The organism is Streptomyces sp. NPDC017676, assembly GCF_044329325.1.
Lineage (GTDB): Bacteria > Actinomycetota > Actinomycetes > Streptomycetales > Streptomycetaceae > Streptomyces.
On record NZ_JBIRJA010000001.1, the window covers coordinates 889,460 to 904,463 of the forward strand.

The following is a 15,004-nucleotide window of genomic DNA, read 5'->3' on the forward strand; positions in this document are numbered from 1 at the left end:
CCGGCTCAGTGGTCGCGCAGGCACTCGATCTCGTAATCCCCGCTCTCCTCGTCGATCGTCACCCCGTGCGTCTCGCTGCGGAAACCCGGGAAGTGGCGGTCGAAGGTCTCCAGGGCCGCGAGGTAGCGCAGGAGGGGGCCGTCGGGGGTGCCGGTGGACTCGCCCGGCATGAGGACCGGGATGCCGGGCGGGGTGACCGTGACCATCGCCGCCGCCACCCGGTGCGCCGCGTCGGCGATCCGCACCCGCTCGGTACCGCCCCGCACCAGCCGCTGGTAACAGTGCTGCGGCGGGTGGACCGGCTCCGGGAGCTGCTGGAACGCGGTGTCCAGCAGCTCCACCAGGCGCGCCGAGCGCAGCTGCTCGTGCATCTGCCGGCACAGCTCGCGCAGGGTCAGGCCCGAGTAGCGGCGAGGGTGCGCGGCGACCGCCCCGGGAAGGACCCGGCCGAGCGGGGCGTCGGCGTCGTACAGCGCCTTGAAGTCCATCAGGGCGTCCAGCAGCGTGCCCCACTTGCCCTTCGTGATGCCCATCGAGAACAGGATCAGCGTGGTGTAGCTGTCCGTCTTCTCGACCACGATGTTCCGGGTGGCCAGATAGGCGGTCAGGACGCGGGCGGGGATGCCCTCCCCGGCCATCTCCCCGGTCGCGGTGATGCCGGGGCAGGTCAGTGTGACCTTGACCGGGTCCAGCATGCAGTGGCCCTCGGTCAGCCCGGGGAAGCCGTGCCAGGCGGCGCCCGGCTCCAGCAGCCAGCAGGACTGCTCCGTGCGCAGCAGCTCCGGCGGGGCCTCGTCGAAGGGCAGGCGCTCGCCGGTCGCCGGGTCGGTGACCTCCTCCGGCTGCCAGACGCCGAAGAACCACGGCGGCCGGTCCCCGGCGTTCTCCACCCGTCGGCGCAGCCGGACCATCTCCTGCCGGAAGCGGACCGCCTCCGTCACCGCCTCGTCCACCAGCCACTCGCCCTGCGGGCCGTCCATCATGGCCGTCGCCACGTCCAGCGAGGCGATCATCGGGTACAGGGGCGAGGTGGTGCCGTGCATCATCAGGGCCTCGTTGAACCGGTCGTGCTCCACCGGCGCCCGGGGCGCGGGCCGCACGTGCACCATCGCCGACTGGGACAGCGCGGCCAGCAGCTTGTGCGTGGACTGGGTCGCGAAGACCGTCGGCCGGTCCGGGCCGGGGAAGGCGTCGGCGTCCACCGACATGCCGTACCGGCCCCGGTACAGCGGGTGGAAGCGGGCGTACGCGAACCACGCCTCGTCGAAGTGCACCCGGGGCGTGCTGGCCGCGAGCGCCCGCGCGGTGGGGACGGCGGCGTAACACAGGCCGTCGTAGGTGGAGTTGGTGAACACCGCGTACTGCGGCTCCTGGGATGCGGCCCCCTCGGCCAAGGGGTGTCCGGCGATCCGGGCCGCGATCGAGTCCGCGGCCAGCTCGGCCGGGGGCAGCGGCCCGGCGAGGCCGTACCCGTTGCGCGTGGGCACCAGGTAGACGGGCCGGGCACCGGAGACCACCAGGCCGTGCAGCACCGACTTGTGGCAGTTGCGGTCCACCAGCGCCAGCTCGTCACGGGTGACGCTGAAGTGGCCCACCAGGCGGTTGCAGGTGGAGTCGCCGTGCAGCACGAAGTAGGTGAGGTCGGCGCCGAAGACGCGGGCCGCGTTGCGCTCCGCCTCCCCGATCGGGCCGGTGTGCTCGAACAGCGAGCCCAGCTCCTCCACCGAGATCGACAGGTCGGAGCGGAGCAGCCGTTCGCCGAAGTAGTCGTGGAAGGCGCGCCCCGCGGGTGACTTGAGGAAGGCGACGCCACCGGAGTGGGCCGGGGTGTGCCAGGAGTACTCGTGGGCGTCGTCGAAGCGCCGCAGCGCCCGGAAGAACGGCGGCAGCACGTCCTCCCGGTAGGCGCGGGCCGCGCTGGTGATGCGGCCCGCGATGAATCCCGGGGTGTCCTCCAGCGGCCACACGTACCCGACGACGGTCTCCGACACCCACAGCGGCAGCTCCCGCACGCCCTCCTCGGCCATGACCAGGAACACCGGCAGGTCCCGGAACCGCCGCCCGATCCGGCGCAGTACGGCCGCCCCGCCCGGGTCCCCGCCGAGGGCGCCGTCCGCCGGGGCGAGCGCGGCGCCGGGACCGTCACCCCGCCACCGTGCCCCGCCCCCGGGCAGGTCCCAGGCGACCACGGCCGCCGCGAGGCCCGCCTCGGTCCGCAGCACCGCCTCGGCGTCCTCGGCGCTGACCGCCCAGCGCACCTCGAAGCCGTCCGCCTCCACGGCGTCCCGGATCTTGCGCAACTGCTCGGCCCCGGCGCCCTCGGCGCGCGGATGCTGCGGTACCGCGACCAGGATCCTGCTGTCGGCCATCGCGTGCCCTCGCCTTCCCCGGCGGCCACGCGGCCACCACGCCGGAAAGTCTCGGGCGGGACCGGACACGTCGACGGCGGCCGGGTACGGCAAACCACCGGGATGACGGAAAACGGGGTTGCCGCGTTGACGTCCGCCGGGCCTGGCCGGGGTGCGCCGTGACACCGCGCCGAGCTGATCCGGGCCTAGCCGAGGTACGCCGGTGACACCGCCGCCGAGCTGATCCGGTGGGGCCGTCCGGAGCCGTCCGCCGGGACCTCGTACAGGTCGGCGCCGTAGTCCCCGGGCAGCGCGTACACGAGCGTGCGGGTGTCCTTCCACACCGCCTGGTCGTCCACGCTGCGCGGCTCGGCGAGCGGGGTCTCGCGCATCGTGCGCAGGTCGAGGACGTACAGCCGCCAGGGCGCGTCCTTCGGCAGCCCCGCGACCCGCTTCTTGTACGCGATCCGGGTGCCGTCGGGCGACAGGGACGGGCACTCCACGTTGGCGTGCAGCGTGGTGACCGTACGACGGCGCAGGTCACCGCGGACCAGGTACGTCCGCCCCTTGGTGGCCAGGGTCGCGTAGAACGTGCGGTCGTCGGCCGCGAACGTCACCCCCCAGAAGTTGGCGTCCGCCGCCCGGTACGGACGCCCGTCCTTGACGATCCGGAAGGCTTCGAGGGACGGGATCAGCTTCCCGCTGCGGGTGTCCACGATGGCCGCGCGCGTGGAGAAGTCGGTCCCGGCGTACGAGTCGCCGCCCACGAACGCCGTCCAGGCGGCGAAGTGCCCGGTGGGGGAGACCCGGGCGCGGGAGGGGATGCCCGGCACGTCGTAGCGGTCCACGGTCCGCAGGCGCGCGTCCAGGACCAGCGCGCGGTAGGTGTCCGAGACGGGCCCGTGCACGGCCTGGAGGCACACCCCGGTGCCCGAAGCGGCGTAGAACCGCAGGCACTTGAGGCCGGACGCGGTGCGCGGCGCGTCCGGCGCGGAGGCCGGGACGCTGGTCAGCTCGTCGCGGTGCGGCCCCCACGCCATGTTGCGGAACACGAGCCGCCCCGACTGGCGCAGCGTCACCGTCCCCGGTGCGACGCTCGGCCCGCCGGCCTGCGTGTGGTCACGACGCTCCGCCCGCGCGGAGGCGTGCAGCACCGACGCCAGCCCGACCGCCGCCAGCACGGCGACGGCCGAGACCAGGATCAGGACGCGGGTGCGTACGGTCATGCGGGCACCGTTCCCTTCGGGCGCAGGGTGAGGGAGAGGGCGGCACACGCGGCCAGCGCCACCGCCGCGCCCGCCAGCGCCGCCCGGTCGCCCCACACCGTCCAGGCCGCGCCGAACAGCAGCGAGCAGGCGAACCGGGTCAGCGCCTGCCCGGTCTGTACGACGGCCAGCCCGGAGGAGCGCAGCCGTTCCGGCACGCTGTCCGAGGCGGCGGCCATCAGCACCCCGTCGGTGGCGGCGTAGAAGCAGCCGTGCAGGGCGAGCACGAGGTACGGCAGGCCGGTCCCGTGCCAGGAGGTGAGCAGCAGCGCGTACGCGGCGAGCAGGGCGCCGTGGCCGGCCAGGAAGACCGTCCAGCGGCCCACCCGGTCCGCGAGCCGGCCGAGCGGCACCGCCAGCAGCAGGAAGGCGGCGGCCGTGCCCAGGGGCAGCAGCGCGAACCAGCGGTCGGGGACGCCGAGCCGGCGCTGGAGCAGCAGGTAGACGAAGGAGTCGCTGACCGTGGCGAGGCCGAGCAGCAGCGCGCACACGGTGATCCGGCGCAGGTCGCGGCCGCGCAGCAGGGCGAGGGCCGCCCGGATGGTGGGCCGTTCGGCCGCGACCGCGTCACCGCGGCCGCCCGGGACCGCGTCACCCCGCCCGCCCGGCACGAAGAGCACCAGCACCAGGACGCCCAGCACGGCGACGCAGAAGCTCACGGTGAACACCGCGTCGTACCCGTCGACGGTGGCCCGCAGGATCAGGAACGCCACCAGCGGCCCGAGCAGGGCCCCGGCCGTGTCCATCGCCCGGTGCACCCCGAAGGCCCGCCCGCGCGTCTCCGGGGTGCTGGCCAGCGAGATCAGCGCGTCCCGGGGCGCCGTGCGCAGCCCCTTCCCGGTCCGGTCGGCGGCGAGCACCAGCCCGATCGGGGTCAGTGCGTGGGCCACCAGCAGCAGCGGCTTGCACACGGCCGAGATGCCGTAGCCGAGCCCGGCGACCCACTTGTGCCGCCCGCCGCCCCGGTCGGCGAAGTGCCCGCCCACCAGGCGCACGAGCGCCGAGAACCCGTTGTAGACGCCGTCCAGCAGCCCGAACCCCAGCGGCGACAGGCCCAGGCCGGTCACCAGGTACAACGGCAGCACCGCCGTCACCATCTCCGACGAGACGTCGGTGACCAGGCTCACCGTCCCCAGCGCGAGCACGGTCGGCGCGACCGCCGCACGGCGCCGCCCGGCCGAAGGCCGGACGGCACCCTGAGCGGACGTACTCGCACGGCTGTCCGCTACGTACACGTCAGGACGTCCAGATGCCGGTGATGTCCTGGGCGGAGGCCGCGTTGCCCGCGTGCGTGGTCAGGCCCTGGGTGTCCTCCAGGGTGCGCAGCAGGTCGTAGTGGTTGTACGTGGTCGAGGAGCTGGACCCGGCGGCGACGGGCTGCCCGTAGAACACGGTCGGGATCTTGTTCCCGCTGAGCCGGTTGTCCTCGTCGAAGGTGACGACGAGCAGGCTGTTGTGGGTCTTGGCCCAGGTCGCGTACGCGCCCAGGTTGTTCTTCAGCCAGGTGTCACCGGTGGACACCGAGCAGTCGTGCATGTCGCTGCACAGGTTCGGCACCACGAACGACATCTGCGGCAGCGTCGAGTAGTCCGTGGGGAACTGGGCGAAGGTCTTCGCGGTCGAGGTCGGCACGTTGCTGAAGCCGAACCAGGGGTTGTGCTTGCGGGCGTAGTTGCCGCTGCTGCACGTCGTGGAGCCCTGGCTCGGCAGCGTCTCGTTGTAGCTGGCCCAGGTGCGCCCGGCGCCGATCACCTCGGACGCGAGGTTGCGCGCCGAGGAGAACCCCGGGGTGTAGCAGCTGTCGTCGGTGATCCCCTGCGTCGACCCGGAGAACAGCGCGAAGTAGTTCGGCTGGCTGGGGTGGGTCTCGGCGTACGACTGGGTCAGGTTGGCACCCCCCGCCTTCAGCGAGTTGATGTACGGCGCGCTGGAGGAGCCGATGACCTGGCTGTAGGCATGGTTCTCGAAGACCACGACGACCACGTGGTCCGGGCTGGGGACGGCGCCCGCGGCGTGCGCGGACCCCTCACCGAGCCCGGTCCACAGCCCGACCGCGGCCGCGGCGAGGGCGGCCGCGGACGCCACGACGGCGCGGGCACGGCGATACGCCGAACGAGCAGAACTGCCGGACACATCAACCTCCGGGTAAGGATGGACGGCTGGCGGTGCGGACAGAGCATGCTCACGCCAACGTGCTCCTGGCCCACGCCGGCCAACCTCACGGGTGAAGACCCGATGAACGCCGGGTACTCACGCCCGCATGGCGGACATCCTCATCGGCACCTGCGGCTGGACCGACCCGGCGCTGCTCCGGAGCGGCTGGTACCCACCCGGCCACCGGGACGCCGAGAAGCGGTTACGCCACTACGCCACGCGCTTCCCCCTCGTCGAGGCGGACTCCCCGTACTACGCCCTGCCGGCCCCGCGCACAGCCACCCTCTGGGCCGAACGCACACCTCCCGGCTTCCGCTTCGACGTCAAGGCGTTCTCCCTGCTCACCGGCCACCGCACCCGCCCCGCCACCCTCCCCCCGGACCTGCGCGGCCACCCGCACGACGAGGCCCTGCGCACGGAGGTCTGGACCCGCTACGCCGAAGCGCTGGCCCCCCTCCGCGACGCCGGCCGCCTGGGCACCCTCCTCTTCCAGTACCCGCCCTCCCTCACCCCCGGCCCGGAGGCCGAGGCCTTCATCCGCACGGCCCGCGAACGCGCCCACGACTGGCCGTTCGCCGTGGAGTTCCGCGACCCCGCCTGGTGGCACCCCGACCGGGCGGACCGTACGGCGGCGTTCCTCGGGGACCTGAACGCGACGGCGGTGGCCACCGACACCCCCGACGCCCCGCCGCCCGCCCCCGTCACCACCCCCCACCTGCACCTGATCCGCTTCCACGGCCGCAGCCCGCACTGGGGAAGGGGCACGAAGGAGGACCGCTTCCGCCACGCGTACACCGAACAGGAACTCTCGGCCTGGCTGCCCCCCATCCGGCAGACGGCCGCCCACGCCGAAGAGGTGCACATCCTCTTCAACAACTGCTGCGGAGACGCGGCCCCGAGGGCGGCCCAGACCCTGCACGACCTGCTGGCGACGGCACTCCCACACCAACAGCGCCGCCCCGCCCCGCACCCGTACACGGCGTGACAGGTTCCGCGTACGGCCCGCACCCGCACGGGCCGTGCGCGGGAACCCGCGACGGCCCGCACTCGCGCACGGCGGGAAGGGGACGTGTCGGGTGGTGTCCGCCCGCAGCGGCCGGCGAAAACCCCGGCACCGCACGAGCAACAGTCCGCCGGACCGAGGACGGACACCACCCGGCGCGGCCCCGACCCCCACCCCACCGCAGGCGCGACCCGAGCCACGACTCACCCAGACGGGCCGCCGCAGGCACAGGGCCGGCAGCCCGGCGCGGACGGGCCGTCGTGGGCACAGGGCCGGCAGCCCGGCGCGGACGGGCCGCCGGTACTGGGCTGGTGGCGCCCGCCAGGGCGGCGGTGCCGCAGGCATCGGGGTGTACCGGGGCGGGGGCTGGGCCCCTACGGACGGGGCTCCCGGACAGAGGGCGGCGGCGCCCATAGGCGCGGCTTCCGCCCCCTCGCCCCCAACCGCCGGACGGCACCCCCTCCGGTTAGGCTCTGGCCAGGACGACAGCGGATCCGAGGGGAGACCACGGACATGACGCCGGGGCGCAGAAGCAGCACTTTCACCCGTCTGCTGCGGCACGGCTTCACCGATCCGTCCGCCGCCGAACGCCTCCTCGACGGCCCCGAACTGGCCCCCGTGCGCAACGACCCCGTCCTCCTCGAAGCCCTCGGGGCCACCGCCGACCCCGACCTCGCCCTGCACGGCCTGGTCCGGCTCCTGGAGGCCCAGCCCACCCCCACCGCCCACCGGGAACTGCTGGACACCCTCATCGCGGCCAAGCCGCTGCGCGACCGCCTGCTCGGCATCCTCGGCGCCTCCGCGGCCCTCGCCGACCACCTCGCCCGCCACCCCGGCGACTGGCACGCCCTGGTCACCTACGAGCCGCACGACCTCCACCCGGGCGTCGCGGAGTTCGAGCGCGGCCTGGCGGAGGCCACCGACCCGGTCTCGCTCCGCGTCGCCTACCGCCGCTGCCTGCTCTCCATCGCCGCCCGCGACGTCTGCGGCACCACGGACGTCGCCCAGGCGGCCGCGGAGCTCGCCGACCTGGCCACCGCCACCCTCCGCGCGGCCCTGTCCCTGGCCGAACGCGCGGCCCCCGAGGACGCCGCCGCCTGCCGTCTCGCGGTGATCGCGATGGGCAAGTGCGGCGGCCACGAGCTGAACTACGTCTCCGACGTGGACGTGATCTTCGTGGCGGAACCGGCCGAGGGCACCCCCGAACCCCAGGCGCTGAAGGCCGCGACGAAACTCGCCTCGCACCTGATGCGGATCTGCTCCGAGACCACCGTCGAGGGCTCCATCTGGCCGGTGGACGCCAACCTCCGCCCCGAGGGCCGCAACGGCCCCCTGGTGCGCACCCTCAGCAGCCACCTCGCCTACTACCAACGCTGGGCGAAGACCTGGGAGTTCCAGGCCCTGCTCAAGGCCCGCCCGGTGGCCGGGGACGCGGCGCTCGGCCAGGCGTACCTCGACGCCCTCGAACCCCTCGTCTGGAAGGCGGCGGACCGCGAGAACTTCGTGGCGGACGTGCAGAAGATGCGCCGCCGCGTCGTGGAGAACATCCCCGCGGCCGAGATCGACCGCGAGCTCAAGCTGGGCCCCGGCGGCCTGCGCGACGTCGAGTTCGCCGTCCAGCTCCTCCAGTTGGTGCACGGCCGCACCGACCCCGCCCTGCGCAGCGGCACCACCCTGGACGCCTTGGCGGCGCTCGCCGCGGGCGGCTACGTCGGCCGCGAGGACGCCGCCCGCCTGGACGAGGCGTACCGCTTCCTGCGCTCCATGGAGCACCGCATCCAGCTCTACCGCCTGCGCCGCACCCACCTCGTGCCCGAGGCGGAGCCGGACCTGCGCCGCCTCGGGCGTTCCCTGGGCCTGCGCGCCGACCCGGTGGCCGAGCTGAACCGTGAGTGGAGGCGGCACACCGGCGTCGTGCGCCGGCTGCACGAGAAGCTGTTCTACCGCCCGCTGCTCGACGCGGTCGCCCAACTGGCCCCCGGCGAGGCCCGGCTGCGCCCGGAGGCGGCCCGCGAACGCCTGGTCGCGCTCGGCTACGCCGACCCGGCCGCCGCCCTGCGCCACCTGGAGGCCCTGGCCTCCGGTGTGAGCCGCAAGGCGGCGATCCAGCGCACCCTCCTGCCGGTCCTCCTCGGCTGGTTCGCGGACTCCGCCGACCCGGACGCCGGCCTGCTGAACTTCCGCAAGGTCTCCGACGCGCTCGGCAAGACCCCCTGGTACCTGCGCCTGCTGCGCGACGAGGGCGCGGCGGCCGAGAACCTGGCCCGCGTCCTGTCGGCGGGCCGCCTCGCCCCCGACCTGCTGATGCGCGCCCCCGAGGCGGTGGCCCTGCTGGGCGACGGCAGCGGAGCGGGCCCCACGGCCGTCGGCGGTGGCCTCGCGCCGCGGCAGCGGGCCGCGCTGGAGCAGGAGATCATGGCGGCCGTGGGCCGCGCGGAGAACGCCGCGCAGGGGGTCACCGCGGCCCGTGGCGTCCGCCGCCGTGAGCTGTTCCGTACCGCCGCCGCCGACATCGTCGGCTCCTACGGCACCGAGACCAGCCCCGCCGAGGCCGACCAGGGCGCGCTGGTGGACCGGGTCGGCGCGGCCGTCTCGGACCTCACCAAGGCGACCCTGGCCGGCACCCTGCGCGCGGTGGTCCGGGAGGGCTGGGGCGACACCCTGCCCACCCGGTTCGCGATCATCGGGATGGGCCGCTTCGGCGGGCACGAACTGGGCTACGGCTCCGACGCGGACGTGCTGTTCGTGCACGAGCCGCAGGACGGCGTGGACGAGCACGAGGCGTCGGCCGCCGCGAACAAGGTCGTCGCCGAGATGCGCCGTCTGCTCCAGCTCCCGAGCGCCGACCCGCCGCTGCTCATCGACGCCGATCTGCGCCCGGAGGGCAAGTCGGGTCCGCTGGTGCGCACCCTGAAGTCGTACGAGGCGTACTACCGCCGTTGGTCCCTGGTCTGGGAGGCACAGGCGCTGCTGCGGGCCGAGCCGGTCGCCGGCGACGCGGACCTGGGCCGGCGGTTCGTCGAGCTGGTCGACCCGCTGCGCTACCCCGCCAAGGGCCTCACCGAGGACGGGGTCCGCGAGATCCGCCGGCTGAAGGCCCGCATGGAGTCCGAGCGGCTGCCGCGCGGCGCCGACCCCAAGCTGCACACCAAGCTCGGCCCCGGCGGCCTGTCCGACGTCGAGTGGACGGTCCAGCTCCTCCAGATGCGCCACGGCCACCAGGAGGCGGCTCTGCGCACCACCCGCACCCGCCAGGCCCTGGCCGCCGCCCGCGAGGCCGGGCTGCTGTCCGCGGAGGAGGCGGAGATCCTGGACGAGGCGTGGGTGCTGGCCACCCGGGTGCGCAACGCGGTCATGCTGGTCCGCGGCCGGGCCGGGGACACCTTCCCGACCGAGCCGCGCGAGCTGGCCGCCGTGGGCCGCTACCTGGGCTACGGCGCCGGGCACGCGGGGGACATGCTGGACGCGTACCGCCGTACCACCCGCCGGGCGCGCACGGTGGTGGAGGAGCTGTTCTACGGCGACAGGGCCTGAGCCGGCGCGGGGGTCCGTGCCGGGACCAGCCGCGGCAGGGCGTGCGGCAGGCTGCCGTACCACACCCGGGCCACCGTGAACCCGAAGGTCAGGCAGAGCACACCGCCCACCGCGTCCAGCCAGAAGTGGTTGGCGGTGGCGACGATCACCAGCAGGGTGGCCGTCGGGTACAGCAGCCCCAGCACCCGCACCCACGGCACCGACGCCAGCGCGAAGACCGTCAGCCCGCACCACAGCGACCAGCCGATGTGCATCGACGGCATCGCCGCGTACTGGTTCGACATGTGCTTGAGGTCGCCGGAGGCCATCGAGCCCCAGGTGTGGTGCGCCATCACGGTGTCCACGAAGTGCCCGCCGCGCATCAGCCGGGGCGGGGCGAGCGGGAACAGGTAGTAACCGACCAGGGCCACACCCGTGGTCGCGAACAGCGCCAGCCGGGTCGCCGCGTACCGGCCGGGATGCCACCGGTACAGCCACACCAGCACCCCGAGCGTGACGACGAAGTGCAGTGTGGCGTAGTAGTAGTTCATCCCGATGATGAGCCAAGTCACCGAGTTGACGGCGTGGTTGACCGACTGCTCGACGGCGATGCCCAGCGCGTGCTCGGCGCGCCAGATCCAGTCCGCGTTGCGCAGCGCGGCGGACCGCTGCTCCGGCACGGCGTTGCGGATCAGTGAGTACATCCAGTAACTCACCGCGATCAAAAGGATCTCGAACCACAGCCGGGGCCGTCTCGGCCGCCGCAGCCGGCCCAGCGGACCGCGTGGGACCTCGCCCGTGACGGCCCGCGGAACGGCCACCTCCTCGCGACCTTCCGGCTCTGTCACGGTCGAGTCACTCATAGGCACAGAGTCTGCCAGACAAGGCTTCCTCGGCCGATCATCCCAAGGTTGGGTCCGCAGCGCACCTTCTACGACGTACGGAGGACATTCGGCGCCGAAGCGGTGGAACCGCGCACCACCAGTTCCGGCATGAACACGAACTCGCTGTGCGGTGCCGGTGTCCCGCCGATCTCCTCCAGCAGTGTGCGCACCGCCGCCTGTCCCATCGCCGGGACCGGCTTGCGGATCGTGGTCAGCGGCGGGTCGGTGAAGGCGATCAGCGGGGAGTCGTCGAACCCGACCACCGACACGTCCCGGGGCACTTCCAGACCCCGCTGCCGGGCCGCCCGTATCGCGCCCAGCGCCATCATGTCGCTGGCGCAGACCACCGCGGTGCAGTCCCGCTCGACCAGCGCCGTCGCCGCCGCCTGACCGCCCTCCAGGGTGTACAGCGAGTGCTGGATCAACTCCGTCTCGACGGTCTGGGCGGCCAGCCCCAGCTGGTCCTGCATCGCCCGGACGAAGCCCTCGATCTTGCGCTGTACGGGCACGAACCGCTTCGGCCCGAGCGCCAGCCCGATCCGGGTGTGCCCCAGCGACACCAGGTGCGTGACCGCCAGCGACATCGCCGCCCGGTCGTCGGGGGAGATGAACGGCGCCTGCACCTTCGGCGAGAACCCGTCCACCAGCACGTACGGCACGCCCTGGGCGCGCAGCCGCTCGTAGCGCTGCATGTCGGCGGTGGTGTCGGCGTGCAGCCCGGAGACGTAGATGATCCCGGCGACCCCGCGGTCCACGAGCATCTCGGTCAGCTCGTCCTCGGTCGACCCGCCCGGGGTCTGCGTGGCGAGCACCGGCGTGTAGCCCTGGCGGGTCAGCGCCTGGCCGATGACCTGTGCCAGGGCCGGGAATATCGGGTTCTCCAGCTCCGGCGTGATCAGGCCCACCAGGCCCTCGCTGCGCTGCCGCAGCCGTACCGGGCGCTCGTAGCCCAGGACGTCCAGCGCGGCGAGCACGGACTGGCGGGTGGTGGCGGCGACTCCCGGCTTCCCGTTGAGGACCCGGCTGACGGTCGCTTCGCTCACCCCCGCCTGCGCAGCGATGTCGGCAAGCCGTGTGGTCACGGCACCGGACTGTACCGGTCGTATCTCCCCTTGCACACCGGCCGGACGCCGGGCGCGGGCGGGCGTACGGCCTGCCGTGGGTTGCTGCGTCATCGCGCTCCCTCGGGATTCTCGGTGGCAAGAGCTTGCAAGTCTTGCACAAGTGTCGTCATCGCCGCTCAGCGCCTGCGCCACTGGGTCGCGCCGCGGTCGACGGCTGGTCACGACGGGGTAACCATCGTGTCCCCTTGCACTTTTTTTCTGCAAGGTCTTTCGCAACGCTTACATGACTGTTACGTTCCCAGTCGCCCGGCCGCGGCAACGGCGCAGTCGGCAAGTCGCAGGGGCGGACGGGACCGTCCCCTGTACCACTCGGGCTTAACCCTCAAGGAGAACTCATGCGGCGTGGCATAGCGGCCTCCGCGCTGGTGGCGTCCCTCGCCCTGACGGCGACGGCGTGCGGCGGGAGCGACAGCGGGAAGTCGGACGGCCCGGTCACCATCACCTGGTGGGACACCTCCAACGCCACCAATGAGGCGCCGACGTACAAGGCCCTGATCCAGCAGTTCGAGGCTGCCAACAAGGACATCAAGGTCAAGTACGTCAACGTCCCCTTCGACCAGGCGCAGAACAAGTTCGACACCGCGGCCGGCGCCAAGGGTGCCCCGGACGTGCTGCGCTCGGAGGTCGGCTGGACCCCCGCCTTCGCCAAGAAGGGCTTCTTCCTGCCCCTCGACGGCACCGAGGCCCTCGCCGACCAGGGCAAGTTCGAGCCGAACCTGATCAAGCAGGCTCAGTACGAGGGCAAGACCTACGGCGTGCCGCTGGTCACCGACACCCTCGCGCTGGTCTACAACAAGGCCCTGTTCAAGAAGGCCGGCATCACCGAGGCCCCCAAGACCTGGGACGAGCTGAAGGCCGACGCCGCCAAGATCAAGGACAAGGCCAAGGTCGACGGCTACTGGGGCTCCACCCAGGCCTACTACGCCCAGCCCTTCCTCTACGGCGAGGGCACCGACACCGTCGACGCCGCCGCCAAGAAGATCACCGTGGACTCGCCGGCCGCCAAGAAGGGCTACGGCACCTGGCTGAGCCTGTTCTCCGGCAAGGGCCTGCACAAGGCCGACGCCACCGCCGACGCCTACGCCCACATCCAGGACGCGTTCGTCAACGGCAAGGTCGCCGCGATCATCCAGGGCCCCTGGGAGATCACGAACTTCTACAAGGGTTCGGCCTTCGCGGACAAGTCCAACCTCGGCATCGCCACCGTCCCGGCGGGCTCCACCGGCAAGGCGGGCGCCCCGACCGGCGGCCACAACCTCTCGGTCTACGCCGGCTCGGACAAGGCCCACCAGGCGGCGGCCCTGAAGTTCGTCAAATTCATGACCTCGGCGCCGTCCCAGGAGACCATCGCCCTGAAGAACTCCACCCTGCCCACCCGCTCCGACGCCTACACCGACAAGGTCAAGGCCGACCCGGGCATCGCCGGCTACCAGGGCGTCCTCGCCGCCGCCCAGCCCCGCCCGGCGCTGCCCGAGTACAGCTCCCTGTGGGGCCCGCTCGACACCGAGCTGCCCAAGGTCGCCAGCGGCAAGGAGTCGCTGGACAAGGGCCTGGGCAACGCCGAGCTGGCCATCTCGAAGCTCGTGAGCGGCTTCAGCAAGTAAGCCCGCGTGGCCGTCGGATCCTTCCGCGAGAACGGGGGGAAGGATCCGACGGCCACCACCCTGTGCCCGGCCCAACCCCTTGATCTTCTTGAAGGTGTCGAACCATGACAGTCGCCATCGACCGCGCGACCGGCAAGCGCCGCGGTGACCGCGCGCCTCGGCCCGGGCTGGGGCAGCGCGTCCGAAACGGTTTCCAGAAGTACTGGTACGCCTACGCGATGACCGCCCCGGTGGTCGTCGTGCTCGGCGTCCTCGTGGGCTACCCGCTGGTCCGGGGCTTCTACCTGACCCTCACCGACGCCAACAGCCTGAACTCGGCGCGCACGATCGGCGTCAACCACATCGACGCCACGTACAAGTTCATCGGCCTGGACAACTACCACGACATCCTCTTCGGCCCGACGGCGTACGACCGGTTCTGGTCGCACTTCCTGTGGACCGTGTTCTGGACGGCCGCCTGCGTGGCCCTGCACTACGGCATCGGTCTCGGTCTCGCGCTCATGCTCAACCAGAAGCTGCGCGGCCGTACGGCGTACCGGCTGCTGCTCGTCCTGCCCTGGGCCGTGCCGACCTTCGTCACCGTCTTCTCCTGGCGGATCATGCTCGCCGACTCCGGCGTGCTCAACCAGATCCTCGGCTCCCTCCACCTGCCCCAGCCGGAGTGGCTGGAGGACACCTTCTGGCAGCGGTTCTCCGCGATCATGGTCAACACCTGGTGCGGTGTGCCGTTCATGATGCTGTCCCTGCTCGGCGGCCTGCAGTCCATCGACTCCTCGCTCTACGAGGCCGCCGAGATGGACGGCGCGAGCGCCTGGCAGCGGTTCCGGCACGTCACCCTGCCCGGCCTGCGCTCGGTCAGCTCCACCGTCGTGCTGCTCGGCATCATCTGGACCTTCAACCAGTTCGTCATCATCTTCCTGCTGTTCGGCAAGAACTCCGCCCCGGACGCCCAGATCCTCGTCACCTGGGCCTACCAGCTGGGCTTCGGCCAGCAGCCGCGCGACTTCGCCCAGTCCGCCGCGTACGGCGTGCTGCTGCTGTCGATCCTGACCGTCTTCACCTCCTTCTACTTCCGCTGGCTGAAGCGCAATGACCAGCTCGCCGTCTGA

Annotated in this window: 10 protein-coding genes; 4 read left to right on the forward strand and 6 right to left on the reverse strand. The window is 72.6% G+C overall.

Translation table 11 applies throughout. The annotated features are described in order from the left end of the window. Positions 1-5 precede the first annotated feature (5 nt). From ACH4LD_RS04010 to ACH4LD_RS04025, 4 genes are all read right to left on the reverse strand, one after another. A complete protein-coding gene (locus tag ACH4LD_RS04010; RefSeq protein ID WP_398053531.1) occupies positions 6-2,369 on the reverse strand; it encodes an Orn/Lys/Arg decarboxylase N-terminal domain-containing protein in 2,364 nt (787 codons plus the stop codon). Positions 2,370-2,554: 185 nt separating this feature from the next. Next, positions 2,555-3,574 carry a TolB family protein gene (locus ACH4LD_RS04015; RefSeq protein ID WP_398053532.1) on the reverse strand — a complete coding sequence of 340 codons (1,020 nt, stop codon included), beginning with the start codon at positions 3,572-3,574 and terminating at the stop codon, positions 2,555-2,557. Continuing rightward, the gene (locus ACH4LD_RS04020; RefSeq protein ID WP_398053533.1) at positions 3,571-4,848 is read right to left on the reverse strand and encodes an MFS transporter; all 1,278 of its coding nucleotides are present in this window, start codon (positions 4,846-4,848) and stop codon (positions 3,571-3,573) included. The genes ACH4LD_RS04015 and ACH4LD_RS04020 overlap by 4 nt, the downstream gene beginning before the upstream one ends. 1 nt (position 4,849) lies before the next feature. After that, a complete protein-coding gene (locus tag ACH4LD_RS04025) occupies positions 4,850-5,698 on the reverse strand; it encodes an alkaline phosphatase family protein (RefSeq protein WP_398053534.1) in 849 nt (282 codons plus the stop codon). Positions 5,699-5,873: 175 nt separating this feature from the next. Between ACH4LD_RS04025 and ACH4LD_RS04030 the strand changes: the two genes are divergently transcribed. Next, positions 5,874-6,752, forward strand: coding sequence for a DUF72 domain-containing protein (locus tag ACH4LD_RS04030; RefSeq protein ID WP_398053535.1), 879 nt, complete (start codon positions 5,874-5,876; stop codon positions 6,750-6,752). A 531-nt stretch (positions 6,753-7,283) separates the two neighbouring features. Further along, positions 7,284-10,304 (forward strand): bifunctional [glutamine synthetase] adenylyltransferase/[glutamine synthetase]-adenylyl-L-tyrosine phosphorylase, encoded by a 3,021-nt coding sequence (locus ACH4LD_RS04035; protein WP_398053536.1) that lies wholly within the window; start codon positions 7,284-7,286, stop codon positions 10,302-10,304. Here the strand turns inward: ACH4LD_RS04035 and ACH4LD_RS04040 are convergent. Together ACH4LD_RS04040 and ACH4LD_RS04045 are read right to left on the reverse strand one after the other, a co-directional pair. After that, entirely contained in the window at positions 10,286-11,146 is an 861-nt protein-coding gene (locus ACH4LD_RS04040) for a phosphatase PAP2 family protein (RefSeq protein WP_398053537.1), read from the reverse strand. The two genes, ACH4LD_RS04035 and ACH4LD_RS04040, sit on opposite strands and share 19 nt — an antisense overlap. A 68-nt stretch (positions 11,147-11,214) precedes the next feature. Further along, complete coding sequence (locus ACH4LD_RS04045; RefSeq protein ID WP_398053538.1) at positions 11,215-12,249, reverse strand: LacI family DNA-binding transcriptional regulator; 1,035 nt, start codon at positions 12,247-12,249, stop codon at positions 11,215-11,217. A 377-nt stretch (positions 12,250-12,626) separates the two neighbouring features. Here ACH4LD_RS04045 and ACH4LD_RS04050 point away from each other — a divergent pair, with 377 nt between their 5' ends. Together ACH4LD_RS04050 and ACH4LD_RS04055 are read left to right on the forward strand one after the other, a co-directional pair. After that, on the forward strand, positions 12,627-13,895 hold the full coding sequence (locus ACH4LD_RS04050; protein ID WP_398053539.1) for an extracellular solute-binding protein: 1,269 nt from the start codon (positions 12,627-12,629) through the stop codon (positions 13,893-13,895). Positions 13,896-13,999: 104 nt separating this feature from the next. Beyond that, on the forward strand, positions 14,000-15,004 hold the full coding sequence (locus tag ACH4LD_RS04055) for a carbohydrate ABC transporter permease (RefSeq protein WP_132783771.1): 1,005 nt from the start codon (positions 14,000-14,002) through the stop codon (positions 15,002-15,004).